Origin of the sequence: Microcoleus sp. AR_TQ3_B6 (assembly GCF_036702785.1) — a bacterium.
In the GTDB taxonomy this organism is placed as follows: Bacteria; Cyanobacteriota; Cyanobacteriia; order Cyanobacteriales; family Microcoleaceae; genus Microcoleus.
On record NZ_JAUBVJ010000007.1, the window covers coordinates 72552 to 94608 of the forward strand.

At 47.1% G+C, this 22057-nt stretch carries 16 protein-coding genes, 1 tRNA gene and 1 other annotated feature; of the genes, 5 read left to right on the forward strand and 12 right to left on the reverse strand.

The window, feature by feature from the left end; translation table 11 throughout:
* Both QUB56_RS05695 and crtD read left to right on the forward strand, forming a co-directional pair.
* Positions 1-1310 (forward strand): CopG family transcriptional regulator (locus QUB56_RS05695; RefSeq protein WP_332953937.1); only part of this gene is annotated, 1310 nt, incomplete at its 5' end.
* Positions 1311-1489: 179 nt separating this feature from the next.
* Entirely contained in the window at positions 1490-3106 is a 1617-nt protein-coding gene (gene crtD / locus QUB56_RS05700) for a C-3',4' desaturase CrtD (protein ID WP_332953939.1), read from the forward strand.
* 165 nt (positions 3107-3271) lie between these two features.
* On the opposite strand, the gene rplL is transcribed toward crtD, so the two are convergent.
* The 6 genes from rplL to secE form a co-directional block, all read right to left on the reverse strand.
* Positions 3272-3661 (reverse strand): 50S ribosomal protein L7/L12, encoded by a 390-nt coding sequence (gene rplL, locus QUB56_RS05705; protein WP_332953940.1) that lies wholly within the window; start codon positions 3659-3661, stop codon positions 3272-3274.
* A gap of 137 nt (positions 3662-3798) precedes the next feature.
* Positions 3799-4389, reverse strand: a complete 591-nt coding sequence (rplJ, locus tag QUB56_RS05710) for a 50S ribosomal protein L10 (RefSeq protein ID WP_332953942.1) — start codon at positions 4387-4389, stop codon at positions 3799-3801.
* 29 nt (positions 4390-4418) lie between these two features.
* Positions 4419-4591: a sequence feature (ribosomal protein L10 leader region), on the reverse strand.
* Between the two features lie 108 nt (positions 4592-4699).
* Positions 4700-5413 (reverse strand): 50S ribosomal protein L1, encoded by a 714-nt coding sequence (gene rplA / locus QUB56_RS05715; RefSeq protein ID WP_332953943.1) that lies wholly within the window; start codon positions 5411-5413, stop codon positions 4700-4702.
* 285 nt (positions 5414-5698) lie between these two features.
* Positions 5699-6124 (reverse strand): 50S ribosomal protein L11, encoded by a 426-nt coding sequence (rplK, locus tag QUB56_RS05720; RefSeq protein ID WP_194061482.1) that lies wholly within the window; start codon positions 6122-6124, stop codon positions 5699-5701.
* A 3-nt stretch (positions 6125-6127) separates the two neighbouring features.
* Positions 6128-6766: a transcription termination/antitermination protein NusG gene (gene nusG / locus QUB56_RS05725; RefSeq protein WP_332953948.1), complete on the reverse strand. Its 639-nt coding sequence runs from the start codon at positions 6764-6766 to the stop codon at positions 6128-6130.
* Complete coding sequence (secE, locus tag QUB56_RS05730; protein ID WP_332953951.1) at positions 6763-6996, reverse strand: preprotein translocase subunit SecE; 234 nt, start codon at positions 6994-6996, stop codon at positions 6763-6765. Before secE ends, nusG begins: the two co-directional genes overlap by 4 nt.
* Before the next feature lie 78 nt (positions 6997-7074).
* On the opposite strand from secE, the gene QUB56_RS05735 reads away from it, so the two are divergent.
* Complete coding sequence (locus QUB56_RS05735; protein WP_332953953.1) at positions 7075-7269, forward strand: hypothetical protein; 195 nt, start codon at positions 7075-7077, stop codon at positions 7267-7269.
* A gap of 58 nt (positions 7270-7327) precedes the next feature.
* Here QUB56_RS05735 and QUB56_RS05740 read toward each other — a convergent pair.
* Positions 7328-7400, reverse strand: a tRNA-Trp gene (locus tag QUB56_RS05740).
* 134 nt (positions 7401-7534) lie between these two features.
* Entirely contained in the window at positions 7535-7918 is a 384-nt protein-coding gene (rplS, locus tag QUB56_RS05745) for a 50S ribosomal protein L19 (RefSeq protein WP_015174940.1), read from the reverse strand.
* Positions 7919-7985: 67 nt separating this feature from the next.
* Here rplS and QUB56_RS05750 point away from each other — a divergent pair, with 67 nt between their 5' ends.
* Positions 7986-9362, forward strand: coding sequence for an inorganic phosphate transporter (locus QUB56_RS05750; RefSeq protein WP_332953958.1), 1377 nt, complete (start codon positions 7986-7988; stop codon positions 9360-9362).
* 394 nt (positions 9363-9756) lie between these two features.
* Here QUB56_RS05750 and QUB56_RS05755 read toward each other — a convergent pair whose 3' ends face one another.
* From QUB56_RS05755 to QUB56_RS05765, 3 genes are all read right to left on the reverse strand, one after another.
* Positions 9757-13863 (reverse strand): amino acid adenylation domain-containing protein, encoded by a 4107-nt coding sequence (locus QUB56_RS05755; RefSeq protein WP_332953960.1) that lies wholly within the window; start codon positions 13861-13863, stop codon positions 9757-9759.
* A gap of 118 nt (positions 13864-13981) precedes the next feature.
* Positions 13982-19327, reverse strand: coding sequence for an amino acid adenylation domain-containing protein (locus QUB56_RS05760; RefSeq protein ID WP_332953961.1), 5346 nt, complete (start codon positions 19325-19327; stop codon positions 13982-13984).
* 6 nt (positions 19328-19333) lie between these two features.
* Positions 19334-19480 (reverse strand): hypothetical protein, encoded by a 147-nt coding sequence (locus tag QUB56_RS05765; RefSeq protein WP_332953962.1) that lies wholly within the window; start codon positions 19478-19480, stop codon positions 19334-19336.
* A 245-nt stretch (positions 19481-19725) separates the two neighbouring features.
* On the opposite strand from QUB56_RS05765, the gene QUB56_RS05770 reads away from it, so the two are divergent.
* Positions 19726-20835 (forward strand): alpha/beta hydrolase, encoded by a 1110-nt coding sequence (locus QUB56_RS05770; protein WP_332953963.1) that lies wholly within the window; start codon positions 19726-19728, stop codon positions 20833-20835.
* A 76-nt stretch (positions 20836-20911) separates the two neighbouring features.
* On the opposite strand, the gene QUB56_RS05775 is transcribed toward QUB56_RS05770, so the two are convergent.
* Positions 20912-22009 (reverse strand): HAMP domain-containing sensor histidine kinase, encoded by a 1098-nt coding sequence (locus QUB56_RS05775; protein WP_332953964.1) that lies wholly within the window; start codon positions 22007-22009, stop codon positions 20912-20914.
* Positions 22010-22057: the final 48 nt, after the last annotated feature.

Genomic DNA, 22057 nt, shown 5'->3' on the forward strand with positions numbered 1-22057 from the left:
TAGCGAAGTCAAGTTACGAAAGTTTACAGCAGCAGTTGAGTGAACGCGAAAGTTCGATCGCATCTTTGCAGCAGCAATTCGCTACCGAAAAGCAAAATCTCGAAAGCCAATTGCAGGAAACTGTAGCGAAGTCAAGTTACGAAAGTTTACAGCAGCAGTTGAGTGAACGCGAAAGTTCGATCGCATCTTTGCAGCAGCAAGTCGCCGCCAAAGAACAGCGGGAACAAGAGTTTCAGCAGCAGCTAGCAGAAAAATCGAGTTCGATAGAATCTTTGCAGCAGCAAGTCGCTGCTAAAGAACAGCGGGAACAAGAGTTTCATCAGCAATTAGCAGAAAAATTGAGTTCGATAGAATCTTTGCAGCAGCAAGTCGCCGCCAAAGAACAACGGGAACACGACTTTGTGCAGCAGCTAGCAGAAAAATCGAGTTCGATAGAATCTTTGCAGCAGCAAGTCGCCGCCAAAGAACAACGGGAACACGACTTGGTGCAGCAGCTAGCAGAAAAATCGAGTTCGATAGAATATTTACAGCAGCAAGTCGCCGCCAAAGAACAGCGGGAACACGACTTGGTGCAGCAGCTAGCAGAAAAATCGAGTTCGATAGAATCTTTGCAGCAGCAAGTCGCCGCCAAAGAACAGCGGGAACACGACTTGGTGCAGCAGCTAGCAGAAAAATCGAGTTCGATAGAATCTTTGCAGCAGCAAGTCGCCGCCAAAGAACAGCGGGAACACGACTTGGTGCAGCAGCTAGCAGAAAAATCGAGTTCGATAGAATCTTTGCAGCAGCAAGTCGCCGCTAAAGAACAGCGGGAACACGACTTGGTGCAGCAGCTAGCAGAAAAATCGAGTTCGATAGAATCTTTGCAGCAGCAAGTCGCCGCTAAAGAACAGCGGGAACACGACTTTGTGCAGCAATTAGCAGAAAAATCGAGTTCGATAGAATCTTTGCAGCAGCAGTTAGCAGAAAGAGAAAGTTCGATCGCATCTTTGGAACAGCAATTAGCTACCGAAAAGCAAAATTTAGCACAGCAATTGCAGCAAACCGTGTCGAAGTCGAGTTACGAATCTTTGCAGCACGAGTTAGCAGAAAAGTCAAGTGCGATCGGCGACTTCCAAGTTCAACTAACCAAGTTGCACTCTCTAGAAAATCAATTGAGCCAGAGTGCCGCGATACAGCGGAATTACGACGCTTTGCAGCAACAGTCTCAAGAACAGCTAAGAACCATCAAAGCTTTACGGGAACAGCTAGCTCAAATGCAGGCTGTGGCTGGGATTGGCGAAGCTTATCTCAACAAGTGGCGCCGTCCCTAATTCTCTCATCAGCACGGCACAGTCTCACGCTCCGGGTACGCCCGGAGCACCTTACCCCTAAAACGTCCTCTAAACTCGGACTCCTTCCTCTTGTAGCGATAGATTTCAACCTGTCGCTACAAGAGCTTTTTATTACAAAATATGATAAGAATATTAAGAAATATTACAATAAATAAATTATGAGAGGCGATCGCACCCCTTTTGGCAAATCTAGTGCAGCAGACACTAAGGGCCGCGTCACGGTAATTGGAGCAGGCATCGGTGGACTCACAGCAGCCGCCCTCCTAGCCCGCAGAGGATACAAAGTGCTAGTCTTAGACCAGGCGATCGTCCCCGGAGGATGCGCTTCCACCTTCAAACGCAAAGGCTTTACCTTCGATGTCGGCGCCACGCAGGTTGCAGGATTGGAACCCGGAGGCATTCACCACCGAATTTTCTCAGAATTAAACATAGAACTTCCCCGGGCGACACCCTGCGATCCCGCTTGTGCGGTGTTTTTGCCGGGAGAAACCGCACCGATTAGCGTGTGGCGAGATCCGCAAAAGTGGCAGCAAGAAAGGCAGCGGCAGTTTCCTGGAAGCGAACATTTTTGGCAATTATTGTCTGCATTGTTCAAAGCTAGCTGGAACTTTCAAGGGCGCGATCCAGTTTTACCGCCCAGAAACTTCTGGGATTTCTGGCAATTAATTCAAGCAGTTCGCCCCGATACTCTAATTACTTTGCCTTTCACTTTTATGACAGTGGGAGATGCTTTGCGGCTTTGTGGGTTGGGCGACAATTTGCGCTTGAAAACTTTTCTGGATTTGCAGTTAAAATTGTATTCTCAAGTTGATGCCGAAGAAACGGCGCTGCTTTACGCGGCGACGGCTTTAGGAGTTTCGCAAGAGCCGCAAGGATTGTATCATCTAGAAGGAAGTATGCAGGTGTTGAGCGATCGACTTGTAGAGGCGATCGAACTCTACGGCGGTCAAGTCTTGTTGCGGCACACAGTTGAAAGTATTGTCACCGCCAACGGCAAAGCCACCGCTACAGTGATTCGCAATCAAAAAACAGGCGAAGTTTGGACAGAAACAGCCGATCGCATTGTTGCCAATGTGACAGCGCAAAATCTAGTAAAATTGATCTCAAGCGAGCCAAGTGTCGGCAATTTAACAGATAATTTATCCGTTAAATTAGAGACTTCAGAGACAACAAACAAACTCCCAAATGAAATGGCAGGCTACAAATATCGAGTTGATAAATTGCCGCCCGCATCCGGTGCATTTGTCATATATTTGGGAGTGCATGAAAGCGCAATTCCGGCAAATTGTCCGCCGCACCTTCAGTTTCTCTACGATTACGACGGCGAGATTGGCGAGAATAACTCATTATTTGTTTCTGTCAGCCATCCAGGTGATGGGCGAGCACCGGAGGGAATGGCGACAATTATCGCTTCGTCATTTACTGATACTCGAATGTGGTGGAATGCGGTTGATTATGAAGGATTGAAGCAAAAATACAGCGCAGGGGCGATCGCCCGTTTGAGCGAATATTTCAAATTGACGCCAGAGTCGATCGTACACCAAGAAGCCGCCACACCCCGCACCTTTGCCCGCTACACGGCGAGAGATAGAGGCGTTGTGGGTGGCATTGGGCAGCGAATACCAACCTTCGGACCCTTCGGATTTGCCAACCGCACACCCATTAAAAATTTGTGGTTAGTAGGCGACTCCACCCATCCCGGAGAAGGCACTGCCGGTGTTTCCTATTCTGCTTTAACAGTAGTGCGACAAATGGAGGCCGCCTCTAAAATCTAAGAGGACAGGGCAATGCCGTTTCCCTACGCCAAAAATAATTAATCGCGCGAGAGATGTAACTATCGCGCGATTAATTTAACGGAATAGTTAACAGTTAACAGTTAACAGTCAACAGTCAACCGTGATTCCGGTGTCACCGGAATTGATATCAACTACATTCTCTGACTACTTGATAGCAATCTTTGCGCCCACAGCTTCAAGCTGTTTCTTCAATTCTTCAGCAGCTTCCTTAGCAATAGCTTCCTTAACTGCCTTCGGTGCGGCTTCTACCAAATCTTTTGCTTCCTTCAGGCCCAGACCGGTAATTGCGCGGACTTCCTTCAGAATTGCGATTTTCTTGTCAGCAGGAACTTCTTCAAGAATCACGCTGAACTCAGTTTGTACTTCTTCGGGTTCAGCAGCGGCCGCCGGGCCCGCACCCATCATCATCATGCCGCCTACAGGAGCAGCAGCGCTGACGCCGAAAGCTTCTTCAATTTGCTTGACCAATTCAGATGCTTCGAGCAAAGTCAGAGACTTAAGTTTTTCCAAGATTTCATCAGTTGCAGTAGACATTCGTTAAACTCCTAGTTCGATTGTAGATTTGGAATTTGAGACTTTTGATTGCTCATTAATTATTAGTTTCTCGTCTCCAGTCATCAGTTTGTTTCTCAAAACTAACGACTTATGACTCACGACTAATTACTAATGACTTACACAGATGCGCTTTCTGCTTCTGGTTGTGCTTCTGGTTGTGCTTCAGCTTCTACTTCTGCGGAATCGCCGTCTTTTTCAGCATAAGCTTTAAGACCCCGAGCGATCGAAGTAGGAACTTGATTGATACCCACAGCCAACTTGGTTGCGACACCGTTGATAGCGCCAGCAATTTGAGCCATGAGTTGTTCTTTCGACGGCAGATCGGCTAATGCTTTAACATCAGCTTCTTTCAGTACCCGTCCTTCCATCACGCCGCCGCGAAGTTCAGTCTTCTTAGAGACTTTTTGGAATTCTTGGTAAGCTTTAATCGCGCCGCCAATATCTTCTTGCACGAACACAAACGCCGACGTACCGGTCAGCAATTCCTGTAGCGGCTGCCATGTCTCGTTGCCTTCAACAGCAATTCGCATCAGCGTGTTTTTTGCCACTTGGCAACTGCTGCCTTTCGGACGCAAACGCCGACGCAAATCTGTGATTTCAGCAACAGTTAAGCCCGTGTAGTCAATCACGATCGCCAGTTGAGATTCGCTCAAGGTTTGCTTGAGGTCTGCAATAATCTCATTTTTTACTGCTAAACTTTTGCCCATACTTATTTCACCTCCTTTTAGGATCGAAAATTGCCCGTCAAAAACCCCGACCTTCGAGCCGGGGCAGAGAATTAAAAATTAACAAGTCAGAATTAAAAATAGAAAATTTCTAATCTTTGAGTCTTGAGTTTTTATTTCTTCAGCCTCGGCAGGAAATTAAGCGATCGGCACCTGCGGTCTTCAGCTTATTGATTTTTGATTAGGCTATCACTAGAAGGCAGACATAGCAAGGCTATGACACAAATCTTGTGAGAGATTTACACAGACAGCCGAAGCTGTCTTTTACCTTCTGCCGAATGCTTAATTCTTTCTAGGCAGCATCAATTTTGGTATCGCGCAGGGCATTGATATCGACTTCGATCGACGGGCCCATTGTTGCGGATACGTACAGACTGCGCCAGTAGCGACCTTTAGCACCAGAAGGACGGTTGCGGTCAACAGTTTCTTGCAAAGCATGAAGGTTGACGAGCAAATCTTCCGCTGAGAAAGCTGCCTTGCCAAACATAACATGAACGATGCCAGTTCGATCGGCACGGAATTCTAGTTTACCACCTTTAAACTCATTGATCGCCTGAGCAATGTCAGTCGTCACCGTGCCACCTTTCGGAGAAGGCATCAAACCGCGCGGGCCCAACAACCGACCCAATTTTGCCACCAACGGCATCACGTCTGGGGTAGCAATCAGGCAATCGAAGTCCATCATGCCCTTCTGAATTTCATCGATCAACTCTTCAGAACCCGCAATATCAGCGCCGGCATTCAAAGCTTCTTTAACTTTTTCGCCCTTAGCAATCACCGCAACTCTGACTACTTGACCAGTTCCTTTTGGCAGCGATACAGTTGTCCGCAACTGTTGGTCAGTATATTTCGGGTCAATTCCCAAACGGATGTGAGCTTCTGCCGCTTCGCCAAACTTAGCGGTTGCTGTTTCTTTCAAAAGTTGCAGAGCTTCCAGCGGTAGATAAGGTCTGTCTTCAACTTTCTTTTGAAGTTCTTGCAGTCTTCGCGATACTTTCTTTGCCATTGTTATCTCCTGGGGTCAGTCGATTTTAGATTTTAGATTTTAGATTTTAGATTGAACCTGTCGGACAATCTTAAAATCTACCCGTTTTCAGTTACTAGCGAAGCTTTGCTTCTCCCCCTGAACCGATCGGTTTGGGATTTGGGATTTGGGATTTTAGATTGAAGATTTTACCTTCACAATCAGGAATTTTGGATTAGCAATTTGGAACTTGGACTAGGAAAACTCTTCCTTCTTCCTTCTTCCTAACATCCGTTACAGAATCCGTTGCCGAACTTCCTTCTTCCTTCAATCCGCGATCGCCACGCCCATATTTTTAGCCGTTCCTGCCACAATTTTCATAGCAGCCTCAACATCATTAGCATTGAGGTCAGGCATTTTCGTTTCAGCGATTTCTCGTAACTGAGCCTGTGTAATTTTCCCTACTTGCTTGCGGTTCGGTTCTCCCGAACCCTTAGCAATGCCAGCCGCTTTTTGAATCAAAACCGACGCCGGCGGGGTTTTGAGAATAAAAGTAAAACTGCGGTCTTCAAAAACCGAAATTTCTACCGGAACCACCAGACCCGCTTGGTCTGCGGTTCTAGCATTGTACTCCTTGCAAAACATCATAATATTGACGCCGTGCTGACCCAGAGCTGGGCCGATCGGAGGAGCTGGGTTGGCTTTTCCCGCCGTAATCGCCAACTTAATTACTGCAACAACTTTCTTTGCCATTAGTTAGTTCTGTTTCTGAACCTGATTGAACTCCAATTCTACAGGCGTATCGCGCCCAAAAATCGAGAGTAAAACTTTGAGCTTGTTCCGTTCCGGGCTAACTTCAATCACATCACCTTCAAAATCCTTAAACGGCCCGGAAAGTACCACAACGTGGTCTCCAGCAGACATCGATACTTTGACAACCGGTTCTGATTCCTGAGCGTTTCTGAAGATCCGTTCTACTTCTGAATGACTCAGAGGTAGCGGTTTGACGTGACCCCTGCCGCGCCCGTAGCGGCGTTTCTGCTCTGCCCCGACAAAATTAATTACATTCGGGGTATTCTTAATCACCTGCCAGGTATCCTCGTCCATAAACATACGGATGAGTACGTAGCCTGGAAAGATTTTTTCATCTGACTGCCGCCTGGAACCGTCTTTGCCGACTTTGATCGCCGGAGTTTGCGGAATTTCGACTTGAACGATGCGATCGGCAACATCCAAAGTTTGAATCCGCTGCTGCAAGTTTGCCTTCACCCGCTTCTCGCAGCCCGAGGCAACTTGAACAGCATACCAGCGAGCATCAATCTCCGGCACATCTGGCGATGCTGCCTGTCCCGTCGCTTCTGTGGAATACTCAGATTCTTCTGATGCAAAAGTCATGGCCCAAACACCTTTCCCGCGCCCCAGTTAAAGAAGTTATCCACCAAATAAATCAGGCTTGCTGAGAGGATTACCATCAAAAGCACGGCCAAAGACTCGCTGATTAGCTGCTGCCTGCTGGGCCAAACCACTTTTTCGAGTTCTTCTCTAGTTTCCTTTAAAAAACCCGTAGGATTAAACCCAGGCGCCGTTATTTCTTGAGTTTCTTGAGCTTCGTCTTTTTTCGCCACGATTCAATCCCCCTTGCGATTTTAGATTTTAGATTTTAGATTTTAGATGGTGTGAGTGGCCCGCGGCTCTCTGATTTTGTGACACTAACCACTTACGCCCAAGTCCCAAATCTCAAATCTAAAGCCACGACTTTTTTACAAGCCCAACCTATCAACTGTGTAACTGCCGATCGCCGAAACCGACGATCGAGAAGCGACACCGAGCATTTGTTGATGGCATTTTTTGCGAACCGCCCACAAAAACTAATTCTACCCGAAAATTTGGGGTTTTGACTGTTGCCAGTCAATAATCCGGGCGCTTTCGGGCAGAATTTAAAGTTTGGTGATTCAGCGCGCCCTGGAGGACTTGAACCCCCGACATCAGGTTTTGGAGACCTGCGTTCTACCAACTGAACTAAGAGCGCACAGGTGAGGTTGCCGAAATTCGCTTAACCTCTAGATTTCTATTTTAACACAGTGCGCTCTTAAATGGGAAACTTTTTTTTGAAATTTCTCAATTTCCCATGAACCATGAACCAAGGGGAAGCTGGGTGCATTCCTACAGGGAGCGATCGAACCGCTGTTTGACGCGAGTAGCTTTGCCCACCCGATCGCGCAGGTAGTAAAGTTTTGCTCTGCGGACTTTCCCGCGGCGCATCACTTGGATCGTAGCGATGCGGGGCGAGTGAATCAAAAACACCCGTTCCACTCCGACGCCCTGAAACACTCGGCGGACGGTGATTGTTTCATTAATCCCGCCGTTGCGCATGGCAATCACAGTCCCTTCGTAGGGCTGAACCCGTTCTTTGTTACCCTCTTTAATTTTCACGCCGACTCGCACTGTGTCGCCCACGTAAATTTCGGGGACTTGTTTATTGAGTTCTTGCTTGACTCTATTTATTTCTTCCGTTTCTATAGAACGGATTATTTCTGCGCCTTTCATCGGATTTACCAAAACTCACAATCCCTTATCATATATCGAAATGCCCGTTTTATGTCAAAAAAATTCTATGCTAGATACCTCTGGGGTCGTATTTCTGCAACTGGGGGCAATGGCTGCACTCGCCTTGTACGTCGCCGCCAACTTGGGGGCCAACGATGTCGCTAACTCGATGGGAACATCCGTAGGCTCGAAGGCGCTAACGCTGCAGCAGGCAATAATTGTTGCAGGCATACTGGAGTTTTCCGGCGCAGTGCTGTTCGGCCAAGGAGTTTCCGAAACTCTGGCAACAGGAGTTGTGAATGCACAAGTGTTCGCGGCCAAACCGCAAGTATTTTTAATCGGGATGGTGTCAGTGCTGATAGCTTGCGGGATCTGGCTGCAAATCGCTACCAGTCGAGGTTTGCCGGTTTCTTCATCCCATGCAGTGGTGGGCGCGATCGCGGGTTTTAGCTGTGTTGCAGCCGGAATTAATGCAGTGGATTGGCGAACCATCGGCACAATCTCCCTAACTTGGGTAGCGACACCTTTTGCTAGCGGTGCTTTAGCCGCGCTATTTTACAGTGTCGTCAAGTATTCGATTCTCGATCGGCCAGATCCTCTATTTCAAATGCGCGAGTGGATACCTTGGCTGAGTGCAGCAATGCTGAGCGTATTTGGGATAATTGTACTGCCGTCGGTTGTGAATGTCGCTTTCGTGCAGACAGGGGCGATCGCCGCGGCGCACGATCGATTAGGCTGGAATCTTCCAATTCACGATATTGTCATCGGCATCGGGGCAATAGCTGCGATCGGCCTGACACTCAATAGCTGGAAAAAATTAGAATCAATTGAGAAGGAAGAAGAAAGAAGGAAGAAGGAAGAAGGAAGAGGGGATAAGGGATTCGGCCCAAGTACAAACTCCTCCCCCACTCCGAAACTCCGTCACTCTCTCATCGAGCAACAAATGGCGAGATTTCAAGTATTGAGCGCCTGTTTTGTAGCATTTTCCCACGGTTCCAACGACGTAGGAAATGCAGTTGCTCCCCTAGCTGCGATCGCCTACATCCAGCGAACAGGTTCCTTTCCCTCAGAAGATTTCAGCGTTCCCCTGTGGATTTTAGTCCTCGGAGGCGCAGGAATAGTCATCGGTTTAACCATCTGGGGCAAAAATGTAATTGCCACAGTCGGCGAAAAAATCATCGAACTCCAACCAAGCGGCGGATTTTGCGCGGAATTAGCCACAGCCACCACAGTCTTGCTAGCATCCCGATTCGGTTTGCCAGTTTCCACATCCCACGCTTTAGTCGGTGCAGTCGTCGGAGTCGGGCTGATCAAAGCTTGGAAAACAGTACGCTTGCAAACTTTGCTGTCAATTGGTTCGGCTTGGCTGGTGACAATTCCGATCGCAGCAGGTTTGGCTGCTATCATCTTCAGCATCGCCCAATCAATCGATTTTAGATTTTAGATTTTAGATTTTAGATTGAGGAATTTGATCGCAGTCAACAGTCAACAATCACCGATGGATGGTGCAACCGGACTCGATCTAATTCATCTGCGTTAATCTGTGTTTATCTGCCTGTATCTGCGGTCAAAAAAAGAGAATGTAAACCGCAGATGACAATGGATGGACGCGGATTCACGCAGATGCAGAGAAGAGAGATAGGAATAATTCCGATGCTAACAGATGTGATATGATTTCTAGTTGCACAAAGTTTGCTTCTGGCACTCACACTTTTTTTACATCCTCACTACAAACATGATAACGGCAATTTGACCGGATATCAGATTGCCCACTTATTTATCAATAATAGAAATTTTCCACGTCAAACCCGGTTTCGACGCACAATAACCAGGGTAAATCAATCACTTAATTCCCGATCCAAGCAATGCTTTAGCTGTTGAGCCAGCACCTCGACGCAGGGTTTTCTCAGCATAGTCAGGTGATTCCCAGGAACTCTAATCACCTCTACTTTTTGGGCCGTTAATTCACTCCAGCCAAGAGTCGGATCTTGATTACTCATGCTTAGCTGTTCCCTGGATCTAAACAGAGTAATTCGCTGCGGATAAATTTTCGGTACATAGCTGAGAGTTGCTTGACTGTTAGCCTGAAATACAGTAAACATTGAGGGGATTGCCAGCTCGCGCCAGCTCCGTTCTTTTGACTCCTGAGATAGGATGCTAACCATAACAGCCTGTTTCCAATTCCAGCGATGCAAAAAATTAGCTGCCAAATTAAGCATCTTATTTAATTTCGGAAATTTGGCAACAATACCGCCACTTTGAACTTTTTCTGCAGCAGCCACCAAACGAAAATAATCTACTACAAAAGGCCAGATAGAGCGCGAAACCGTAGTCAGAATAAACTTGCAGCCGTCCCAAAAAGAAGGTTTGTTAGCAGAAACCGGCGCTAAAGTATCCAGCACAGCAAGTAAAGCCACTTCATCCCCCGCTGCGAGCAACTGTTGAGCCATCTCAAAAGCAACCAAACCTCCAAAAGACCAGCCTCCTAAAAAATAAGGCCCTTTTGGTTGAACGGTACGCAAGGCTGCGATGTAATCAGCCGCCATGTCTTCAATGCTAGTTAACGGAGAACTTTCGCCGTCAATACCCTTTGGTTGCAGCCCGTAAAACGGTTGATTTTCTCCTAGATGAAACGCTAACTCGACATAAGGAAACACGACGCCAAAGATGGGATGGACGCAGAAGAACGGGGGATTTTTACCGCGAGGCTTAATTGCAACTAAAGGCGACCATTCCAGAGAATTTGTTTCTGAAGATAGCGAATCTGCTAAACCTTCAATTGTCGGATTTAAAAAAAGAGCAGACAGCGGCAATTCGCGCTGAAATTGCTGGTTAATCTCATTGATGAGGCGGATTGCCAGCAGGGAATCTCCACCCAAATCGAAGAAGTTGTCGCGAATGCCAACGCACTCTGCGTTGAGGATTGTGGCCCAAATTTGGGCGAGGGTTGACTCGGTTGGCGTGCGAGGTGCAAGGCAGCTTTTATCTATTGAATTGCTAGTTAGAGTTCCCGGTACAGGTAGGCGCAGGCGGTCGATTTTGCCATTTGGAGTTAGGGGCAGAAAATCCATCGCTACAAAAGCACTGGGAATCATGTAATTGGGCAGTTGTTGTTTGAGGAAGTTGCGTATTTCCCCGGGATTAAGCGTCTGATTGTGATTGGGGACGACATAAGCAACTAGGCGTTTGTTGCCAGACAAATCATCCACAGCAACCGCCGCTGTTTCTTTGACTGCTGGATGCTGAACCAGCAGCGCTTCAATTTCTCCCAATTCTATTCGATAACCGCGAATTTTTACCTGTTCGTCTGTGCGGCCTAAAAACTCAATATTGCCGTCGGGAAAATAGCGAGCTAAGTCACCAGTTTTATAAATTCGTTCTCCTGCTTTTTGGCTAAACGGATTAGCAATAAATCGCTGGGCGGTTAATTCGGGGCGGTTCAGGTAGCCTCGCGCCAATCCGCTGCCGCCGATGTACAATTCACCGGGAATTCCCACGGGTACAGGCTGTAAATTTTTATCTAAAATATAGAGTTGAGTGTTAGCTATTGGGCGGCCAATGGGCGGTTTTTTGCGTGAAGCGAAGCTATCCCGCAGGGAATCGCCAACTTCGGCCAAACTTGACCAGACTGTCGCTTCTGTAGGGCCGTAAGCGTTAAAAAATCTGCGCCTGGAAGCCCAGCGTTTAACAATATCCGGGGAACAAGATTCGCCAGCACAGATGATTGTTTGCAGTGCGGGAAGTTCGGCGTTTGGAAGGACAGCTAGCAGCGAGGGCGGGAGGGTAGCGTAGGTAATAGCATTGTCCTGCAAAAATTGGATTAATGTTTGTCCGGGCAACAAAGATTCTTTCTTGGCACAGTAAAGTGTTGCTGCGGTTCCTAAGGCCATGACAATCTCAAATATTGAGGCATCAAAACTCAGGGAGGCGAATTGCAAAATGCGGTGATTTGAGTTTAAGTTAAAAGCTTCTATTTGAGCTAGGGCTAAGTTGTAGAGTCCCCGATGTTCGATTAAAACGCCTTTCGGTTTTCCGGTTGAACCAGATGTGTAAATGACGTAGGCTAGGTTTTCTGGTAGGATTTTTGTAGTTGGGTTTTCTGGGCTTTGTCGGGCGATAATTTCTCTGTCGGAGTCCAAACACACTACTGAAAAAACTCCGTAATTTTCCGGCTGCGTCAAGTTTTGGGCTAAGTGCTGCTGAGTTACCAAAATCGACACCTGAGCATCTTCTAACATGAAGTTAAGCCGCTCTTGAGGATAAGTTGGATCTAAAGGCAGGTAGGCTGCGCCTGCTTTGATAATGCCTAGCAATCCGACGATCGCATCTAAGGAACGTTCTACACAAAGGCCCACTAAAACTTCTGGTGCTGCTCCCAATTGCTGCAAGTAACGTGCAAGTTGGTTGGCTTGGCTGTTGAGTTGGCGGTAGGTTAACTGCTGGTTTTCAAAGACGGCGGCTACAGCATCGGGCTCACGCGCGACTCGCTCTTCAAATAGCTGATGGAAACACTGGTTTTGCGGATAATCTCTCTGAGTGTCATTCCAATCGATTAATAATTGCTGGTATTCTGGCGCTGTCAGCAAAGCCAAGTCGCTGAGGTGCTGTGTGGGATTGGCAACAATGGCTTCGAGCAGCGTTTGGAAATGTCCCGCCATCCGCGCAATTGTGCCGCTATCAAATAAGTCTGTGCTGTAGACAAATTGCCCTTGAATACTTCCTGCATTTTCCCACAAGTGGCACTCTAAATCGAGCTTGGCGGTTCCCGCGTCAAAGTCGATCGCCTCTCCAACGATTCCCGGCAATTCTAGCGGTGCTACAGGAGTGTTTTGCAGGCTGAAACTAACTTGAAATAGGGGGTTGCGGCTCAACTCGCGATCGGGGTGCATTTCCTCAACCAACTTCTCGAAGGGCAAATCTTGGTGCGCGTAGGCTGCCATTGCGACGTTTTTTATCCGATGCAATAGTTCCCGAAAAGTTGGATTTCCCGATAAATCTGCACGCAGCACTAAACTGTTGACAAAAAAACCGATTAATGCTTCTATTTCGCTCAGGTTGCGGTTGGCGATCGGCGTTCCTACTGCAATATCTACTTGTCCTGTATAGCGGTACAGCAAAGTTTGAAAAGCGGCTAGTAGAGTAATAAATAAAGTCGCCCTTTCTTGCTGGCTAAATGACTTTAGCGCCTCGCTCAAAGCAGGTGATAGTGTTATAAATTGTTTAGCGCCGCGGTAGGATGGAACGGCTGGTCTTTGCCTGTCAGTTGGTAGATTGAGTGCGGTAATTCCGTTTAACTGCTGCCGCCAATAAGCTAACTGGGTTTCTAATACTTCGCCCTGCAACCATTGGTGCTGCCATTCTGCAAAGTCGGCGTACTGCACGGGCAGTGCTGGTAAATGCGAGATCCCATTTTTTACAAATGCGGTGTAGAGCGTTCCCAGCTCTCGAATTAGCACTCCAATCGACCAACCATCAGCCACAATATGATGTAAATTCAGCAACAATATATGTTCTGTTTCACTGATTTGTAACAGCGTTACTTTAAATAACGGCCCAGCGGCTAAATCGAAAGGGCCTTGCGCTGCATCGGTTGCAAGTTGCAGCGCTGCGGTTTCCTGCTGAGTTGGCGAAAGATTTTGTAAGTCTATTGTGGGGATAGAAACGGTTAAAAAGGGAGCAATAACTTGTACGAGTTCCCCTTCCAAAAGCGTAAAAGTAGTGCGTAAAGTTTCGTGCCGCTGCACAATTTCATTGAAAGTTTGCTCTAAGCATCTTAAGTTGAGCGAACCAGTTAAGCGGAGCGCTGCTGAGACATTGTAAAAAGGATTACCCGGTGCTAATTGATTGAGGAACCAAAGCCGCTGCTGAGCAAACGATGCTGGAAATACAAAAACTTCTGTTTCTTGCTGCATACTTATCGAAATTGCATCCTGTTCAACAGCCATCCTTTTCATTTACTTTCTCGATTCAACATCTTGCCCAAGCCAAAAACCCTCTTAAAATTATCTGCGTTTATCAGCGTTAATCTGCCCTTCATCTGCGGTTGCTCTATCAATCAAAAAATTATGCAATAGGTCCATTAAAAGATGATAGCTTCCGCCGCCGACTATCGCGCGAAATCGGCACTAAAGCCGGAGCATCACTTTTAGCATTCTTATCTTTTAAACTTTCCACAATCTTAGCTAATTCTGCAATTGTCGGTGCTTCAAAAACCCGGCGCAACGGCAACTCTACCCCGAAAGCATCTCGCACTCTCGAAACAAGCTGAGTCGCCAGCAGCGAATGGCCTCCTAATTCAAAGAAATTGTCCCGGATACCCACTCGCTTTATCCCCAAAACCTCAGCCCAAATTTTCACTAAAACTTCCTCAATAGAAGTCTCAGGCGCAACATAACCGCCAGCCCATTCTAACTTAATCGGCTCCGGTGCAGGCAAAGCGAGGCGATCGACCTTTCCGTTAGCCGTCACAGGTAGCGACTCCAGCACCACAAAAGCCGACGGAACCATATATTCCGGCAGTTTTTCTGCTAGAAAAGCCTGCAACTGCGGCACTAATTTACGCGCTGCTTTAGCTTGTAAGGGATTGTTAGCATAAGAGCGCCAAGGACGCAAGTTATCGCTTCGGGTTTCTCGCATAAAATCTCTAATTTCGCCCCGTGCAAACACTACATCGTAGCGCCCTTGACTGTCGGAATTAGACCAACTAATATTAACATTATACGGAACTTCCAAAGCATACCACGCTTCGGGATCGACTCCTAAATCCTCGACTTTTTCCACGGCTTTCTGCAACTGACCTGCAGTTGAAAATTTATCGACAACCGACAGCAACTCTGCCGCCTTAACTGCTGCCGTTACCCGCGCATTAGGCACATTAGCAATTCTTAAAACATCGAGTTGATTTTGCAATAATATTTGTTGCACCTTGGTAACAGTCAGCTTCTGATTTTCATCCAACCAATCCAGCCGTTTTGATCCCCCCTGCCCCCCTTGAAAAGGGGGGTTCTGAAGCTCTGTTTTGTCATAAAAGTTAGAGACACTTCTTAGCCCCCCTTCATAAGGGGGGTTGGGGGGATCTGTTTCAGACGCAATATGCAAAATAGCATTGTACCGAAAATCAGTTAGCTCATTGCGACTGCTACCGCGAATTAATTGAATCTCTACGCCGCAAATCTGCGGAAAGCGCTGCTTTAATGCGCTAAAAAAATCTGGAGCGATAACTAACTCTGTTTCTTGAAAAATTTGCATTTGTACTCGCTGCTGCAACTGTTCGCCCGCGAGAGAAGGTTCGGCTTGATACAGTTGTACCGAAGCGTGAAAAGCTGCCAGCAACGGCAAGCTGCGGACATCTCCGATGAATATAAAGCCGCCGGGGGCAGTTGCTTTCACCGCACCTTCTAGCACCTGCACGAGATAGTCGATATTCGGGAAATATTGCACGACAGAGTTGAGAATTACTGCGTCAAAAGCTGCTGTCTCTACTCCTTCAAAATCAGTCGCCATTTTCTGAAGCAGCGTTACATTAGCTAACTGTTGGTTTGCCAAGTGCTGCTGAATATAGTTGAGCGAAACAGGTGAAAAGTCGGTTCCGCAATATTGAGTGCAGCGAGAGGCAATTTGGAACAGCAATAAACCTGTGCCGCAGCCAATTTCTAACACTCGGCTCGGCTGCAAAGCTAAAATTTGGGCGGCTTGATTGTTCGCCCAGTCGCGCATCTGTTCTGCTGGGATTGGCTGATTAGTATAGCTGCTATTCCAGCCGACAATATTAAATGTTGGATCTGAGTCAACAGCAGGTTGATTGTAAGTTTCATTGTAGAGCATTTGCCACTGCAAAACCTGTTCGTCCTGCAATTGCATTATTTGGTTTTTTTCGCGGGCAACGCTATATTCAGGATTCAGGGCAATATAAGCTACTAAACGTTTATCTCCCTGTCCATCTTCCGAAGCTATTGCTACAGTTTGCTGCACGGCCGGATGTTGAGTTAATACTGTCTCGATTTCTCCTAATTCGATGCGGAAACCGCGAATTTTTACTTGTTCGTCAATGCGTCCTAAAAATTCAAGGTTGCGATCGCCTCTGTAGCGCACTAAGTCGCCGGTTTTGTAAATTCGCTCTCCTGAATTTGGTTTAAAAGGATTGACAATAAAGCTTTGTGCGGTTAAATCTGGGCGGTTGAGGTAGCCGCGAGCGAGTCCGTTTCCGCCGATGTACAATTCGCCAACAACGCCGATCGCCACTGGCTGCAAATATTTGTCTAATATGTAGATTTGAGTGTTAGCAATGGGGCGGCCAATTGTCGGGGCGATGTCTGTTTGCTCTGTTGCAGGAATATAATCGGAAGTTGTGACGACAGTATTCTCGGTTGGGCCGTAATTATTTACTAGCTTAAATGGATGGGATTTTAAAGGATGTTGTTGCAGTTTTTCGCCGCCTGCGAGCAAGATTCGCAACGCTGTTGTTTGAGGCCAATCTAATAGCAAAACTTTCTCGGCTAAAGGTGTTGGCAAAAAGCTAATTGTAATGGCGTTTGATACTAACCAGTTTTGCAGTTTTTCAGGATCTCGCCTAATGTCATCTTCTGGAAAGTAGATGCTAGAGCCCGCGGCGAGATAAGGCCAAATTTCCCACCCGCAAGCATCAAAGCCGATCGCTGCTATTTGCGTTGCCCGATCGCCCGCTGACACCCCAAACTCTCTTTGATGCCAAAAAACGAGATTTAACAAGCTCCCGTGCTCAATTTCCACTCCTTTGGGCTTTCCCGTGGAACCGGAGGTGTAAATCGCGTAAACCAGATTTTCGGCTGTGGCTGCGCTGGTGGGATTGTCGGCGATTTCTTGGGAAATCATCTCCCAGTCTGTGTCTAGAAAAACAACCCTTGGATGGTGAATTTTATCATCTGACTGTGTTTCTAAATTTTGCACTTCGCCATCATCCACCAGGGAATTTATTCCCTGGCTCATAGCTGAAGTCGGCTGAAGCCGACTGGAAAGTTGTCCTCCTTCAGTCGTCTTTAGACGACTTTCGCTATTAGACAGGGAATTTATTCCCTGGCGGGTAAGCAATTCTGACTGTGTTTCTAAATTTTGCACTTCGCCATCATCCACCAGGGAATAAATTCCCTGGCTCATAGCTGAAGTCGGCTGAAGCCGACTGGAAAGTTGTCCTCCTTCAGTCGTCTTTAGACGACTTTCGCTATTAGACAGGGAATTTATTCCCTGGCGGGTAAGCAATTCTGACTGTGTTTCTAAATTTTGCACTTCGCCATCATCCACCAGGGAATAAATTCCCTGGCTCATAGCTGAAGTCGGCTGAAGCCGACTGGAAACTTGTCCTCCTTCAGTCGTCTTTAGACGACTTTCGCTATTAGACAGGGAATTTATTCCCTGGCGGGTAAGCAATACTGACACTTGAGCATCTTTTAGCATAAAGCTCGATCGCTCAGCAGGATAGCTCGGATCTAAAATTAAGTAAGCTCCTCCCGCTTTCAGGATACCCAACATCCCCACGATCAGATCGAGCGATCGCCCGCAACAAAGCCCGACTAAAACTTCCGCCCCAACCCCAATTTTTTGCAGGTAACGTGCTAGTTGGTTGCTGCGGAGATTTAGCTCTCGATAGGTGACTCGCTCATCTCCAAATACCAGCGCCACCGCATCCGGTGTCCGATCGGCCTGCTTTTCAAATAGCTGATGGATGCACAAATCTTGCGGATAATCCGCCTGAGTATTGTTGCATTCAACTAACAAACGATCGCGCTCTTGGGCGCTCAAATATTGCAAGTTTGCTATGCGCTGTTCGGGATTTGCCACAATGCTTTCTAACAGAGTTTGAAAATGTCCGATCATGCGGGTAATCGTAGCTTCATCAAATAAATCGGCGCTGTAAATAACCATGCCGCTGATCCCCTCGGAGCTATCAACCCAGAGCTTATTGCTGGGCGATTGGTTGCTTCCCGAGCTGTTGGGCGATCGCTCCCACAAATGAAACTCCAAATCAAACCGCGCTGTACCCACATCTAACTGCTGCGGGCTGAGTGTTAATTCTGGCAATTCTAACCGATTCCCCGGCGCGTTTTGCAGCGCAAACGCCACCTGAAATAAGGGATTTTGGTTCAACGCGCGATCGGGGTGCAGTTCTTCTACTAACTTCTCAAACGGCAAATCTTGGTGAGCGTAAGCTCCTAATGCTACTTCTTTGACTCGGTTTAAAAGTTCCCGAAAAGTTGGATTTCCCGACAAATCTGTCCGCAGTACCAAACTGTTGACAAAAAAACCGATTAATGCTTCAATTTCACTGCGGTTGCGATTGGCGATCGGCGAACCTACAACAATATCTTCTTGCTGCGCGTAATGGTAAAGCAACGTTTTAAAAGCTGCCAGCACAGTCATAAACAGCGTCACTCCTTCGCGCTGGCTCAACGTTTCTAAAGCCTCGCTCAGTTGTTTTGGCAGTTGCAAAAATTGCCTCTTGCCTCGGTAACTTTGAATTGCTGGCCTGGGTCGATCCGCAGGCAAATTTAGCATAGAAATGCCGTTTAACTGCTGCCGCCAGTAAGCAAGCTGCGTTTCTAAAACTTCCCCTTGCAGCCATTCGCGCTGCCATTTGGCAAAATCAGCGTACTGGACCGACAAAGCCGGTAAAGGCGAAGGTTTTTCCCTAGCAAATGCCGTGTAAAGCGCGCCTAATTCCTGAATTAGCACTCCGATAGACCAACCATCGGAGACAATGTGGTGCATATTCAGCATTAGTAAATATTCGGCATCATCTAACTGCAATAATGTGACTCGCAGCAACAAGTCCTCGGACAAATTGAAAGAGCGTTGAGCTTCCTGGGCGGTGAGCCGGTTTGCTTCAGTTTGTCGAAATTCCTTTGGCAAGTTTCGCAAGTCCACTACATTAATCGGGAGGTGGAAAGCAGCAGCTATTCTCTGAACGGGTTGCCCCGACACTACTGCTAAAGTCGTGCGTAAAGCTTCGTGGCGGCGCACAATTTCATTGAAGGTTTGTTGCAGCGCCGCAAAATTTAGCGCACCTGTAAAACGCAATGCTGCGGGAACATTATAAAAAGGATTGTTCGGGACTAATTGGTCGAGAAACCACAAGCGCTGCTGTGCAAAGGAAAGCGGTAAATTTCCGTCCCGCCCCATCGGAACAATCGGTGCAGGAGTGAAACTAGAAGTACGATTAGCGGCTTTTAAAAATGAAATAATTTCGGCTTTTTTCTGAGAAATTTCGGCGCGCAGTTCGGGTGTAAGAATTCCTTCGGGAGCGTTGCAGCGCAGGCGAGTTCCCTCAACAAAAATATTAATATCTAGACTGCGAAGGTAAGATAAAAACTCAACTAACTCCACCCTGACAGAATCTCTGGCATTTGGCGATGAACTCGATATTTTTGGATCGGGCATTTTGAGTCATCCTGTGATATCGATTCCGGTTGCACCGGAATCATTGTTGACTGTTGACTGTTGACTGTTGACTGTTGACTGTTGATTGTTGACTGTTGACTGATGACTGTTGACTGTTGACTGTTGACTGTTGACTGTTGACGGGCGGGTCAAAAAAATGAAAATTGCGCGAATTATTAGTTGCGAGCTTGATTCGACTTTACGCCCGACTCTTGAAGCAAGGATTTGATATCATTCCGGCCTTACTACCGGAATTGATATGATTACTTTGGCAAATATAAAATAAATTCCACCAGCGCACAAGTTAAGAGCTTAACTGATCGCTTGCCTACTGTGGCCTAACCTCAGTATGATTCTGTTTGAATCCGCAACCCAAATTCTACCCAAGGTTTCAGCTTATGCCGTTCATGCCCTTCAATTTTCTGTTTCTATGGCTGGTGGGACTGCTGTCCCTCGGGGTACTTGGCGGAGGTATATACATTATTTACGAATGGTACATCGGCGAACTTATAGGGATTTCCTACTTAGTCAGCGGAGTCTTGATGGTTCTTTGGTCCGTTGGCGGCCGCTTTATCAGTTTGCCGCTGTTCCGCCGCCCCGGTGCTGACGAACCGAAGCCGACGCGGACGGGTACGGTGCAGCGGGTAGAGAGACCTGATGGCACTATTTTACAAGTAGAATTCTACGGCCCAGAGGACGGACAGCCGATTATTCTCTCCCATGGTTGGGGGCCGAACAGTATGGTTTGGTATTACGCGAAACGGCAACTAAGCGATCGCTACCGAGTGATTGTTTGGGATCTTCCAGGTTTGGGAAAATCCACTCGACCAAAAAACAGCGACTACTCCCTAGAAAAATTTGCCCGCGATCTCGAAGCCGTCATTGCCATAGCAGGAACTAAACCTGTTATCCTACTCGGACACAGCATGGGCGGCATGATTTCTCTAACATTCAGTCGGCTTTTCCCAGAACTTCTCGGTAGTCGAGTAGCTGGTTTAATTCTGGTAGATACGACTTATACTAATCCTCTCAAAACCGCTATTTTTAGCGGTTTATGGCGCGCTTTGCAGAAGCCGCTGCTCCAACCTCTGCTCTATCTCACCATAGCTCTTGAACCTATTATGTGGGGCATGACTTGGCTGAGCTATCTCAATGGTTCACTGTACATCAGTGTAGAAGTATCGGGATTTAAAGGCACTGAAACGCGCGGTCAATTAGATTTCTCAGCTTTCTTATCAGCCTTGGGTTCTCCCGGCGTTCTCGCTCGCGGCACACTGGGAATGCTCAAATTTGACGAAACAAAAACTTTGCCATCAATTGACATTCCTGTGTTGGTGATATGCGGCGATTCAGATATTGCCACTACCCCCCCAGCTAGCCTGCGAATGAAAGCAGAATTACCTCAAGCAGAGCTACTTACTATACAGAAAGGAGGACACATGGCATTAATCGAGCATAACCAGCAGTTTGCAGAAGCTGTCAGGGCATTCTGCACTGAAGTTTCCTGACTAAAAATGTGAGTTAAAATCCTGTAGGTTCTGGCTGGGGATACCCTATTTTTCTTCTTAGTCTTAATGTCCCGAACTAAAGAAGAACTTTAGGTAAGTTGATAATAAAGCTTGTCCCCTTGCCCTCTGCACTTTCAACCGCCAGTGTCCCTTTATGCGCCTCAGTAATATTTTTTGCTAAAAATAATCCTAATCCCCAGCCAGTTTGCTCCTCGGCAGAAATGGTTCGACGAAATTGTTGAAATAGGATGGATTGAGCGTCTATGGCGATCGGATCGCCTTCATTATGGATAGTAAGGCTGATCAGCGTTTCAGTTTGCTGCAGTGTGAGTGTAATCGGCGTACTAGGCGCACCATATTTCACAGCGTTAATTGCTAAATTTTCAATCACCCGCCGTATTTCTTTACGGCTGCAATAAGCCCTGATATCAGAATCAGAGACTATAACAAACCGCTCTCCATAGGCAAAGCTCAAATCTTCTACCACCTCTTGGACGAGCATCTCAAAATTGCATTCTTCAAATTCCATCTTTAAGCTCTGCCCTGCCCGCAGCCGACTCGCATCAAGCAGATTTTGAATCATCGAATCCAGCCGATTGATCGCATTGAGCATCCTTGCGGCCACATCCGTGTGGGTATCTCCTCGTTCCAGCCGCCGCAGAGTCAGTTGAGTTCCCATTTTTACGACATTGATGGGATTTCTGAGGTCGTGAGTTAACGTCACCATAAATAGTTCTTGAATATCTCGCAGCGTTTCGGAGAATTGAGTGGCAGCGTCATTAACGGCTTGCTCAATTGAGCCGATAATAATGTCTCTATCCTGCACTCCTAAAGGTGCTTCTTCTTCTAAAACTTGAAATATTACTTGACGGAGGAGGTGATACTCGAAAATTAGGTGAGTCATGGAGTAGTCAGCATACCCCGCCCGTTCCTGCCCATGCAGCCTGCCAATCCGCGTACTTTCTACCTCGTCGGCTGTGATTCGGGCAGATGTCCTAACAATTCTGTTTGAGAGTTCATCTACCAGTTGGTTTAAGTACAGAGGTAGGGAATCTTGCAAGACAAGGGAATCTTGATGCGTTGATGCGCTGACTTCCTCACGCGCCCGCTTCTCCCACATCTCCATAATTTTTTCAGCATTTTGTTTAAGACGGTCAGACGCTTGGTTGGACATCGTTTTTGATTTTCGGGATGAGTCGCTGTTGAGAGAAGATTTTCTCCC

Bases quoted from the DNA above. Each gene is read 5' to 3' on its own strand.
- QUB56_RS05760 (WP_332953961.1), bottom strand. From the start codon at position 19,327: ATGCCCGATCCAAAAATATCGAGTTCATCGCCAAATGCCAGAGATTCT.
- rplJ (WP_332953942.1), bottom strand. From the start codon at position 4,389: ATGGGCAAAAGTTTAGCAGTAAAAAATGAGATTATTGCAGACCTCAAG.
- QUB56_RS05755 (WP_332953960.1), bottom strand. From the start codon at position 13,863: ATGGCTGTTGAACAGGATGCAATTTCGATAAGTATGCAGCAAGAAACA.
- QUB56_RS05775 (WP_332953964.1), bottom strand. From the start codon at position 22,009: ATGTCCAACCAAGCGTCTGACCGTCTTAAACAAAATGCTGAAAAAATT.
- crtD (WP_332953939.1), top strand. From the start codon at position 1,490: ATGAGAGGCGATCGCACCCCTTTTGGCAAATCTAGTGCAGCAGACACT.
- rplS (WP_015174940.1), bottom strand. From the start codon at position 7,918: ATGAAAGGCGCAGAAATAATCCGTTCTATAGAAACGGAAGAAATAAAT.
- QUB56_RS05750 (WP_332953958.1), top strand. From the start codon at position 7,986: ATGCTAGATACCTCTGGGGTCGTATTTCTGCAACTGGGGGCAATGGCT.
- QUB56_RS05770 (WP_332953963.1), top strand. From the start codon at position 19,726: ATGCCGTTCATGCCCTTCAATTTTCTGTTTCTATGGCTGGTGGGACTG.
- rplK (WP_194061482.1), bottom strand. From the start codon at position 6,124: ATGGCAAAGAAAGTTGTTGCAGTAATTAAGTTGGCGATTACGGCGGGA.
- nusG (WP_332953948.1), bottom strand. From the start codon at position 6,766: ATGACTTTTGCATCAGAAGAATCTGAGTATTCCACAGAAGCGACGGGA.
- rplA (WP_332953943.1), bottom strand. From the start codon at position 5,413: ATGGCAAAGAAAGTATCGCGAAGACTGCAAGAACTTCAAAAGAAAGTT.
- rplL (WP_332953940.1), bottom strand. From the start codon at position 3,661: ATGTCTACTGCAACTGATGAAATCTTGGAAAAACTTAAGTCTCTGACT.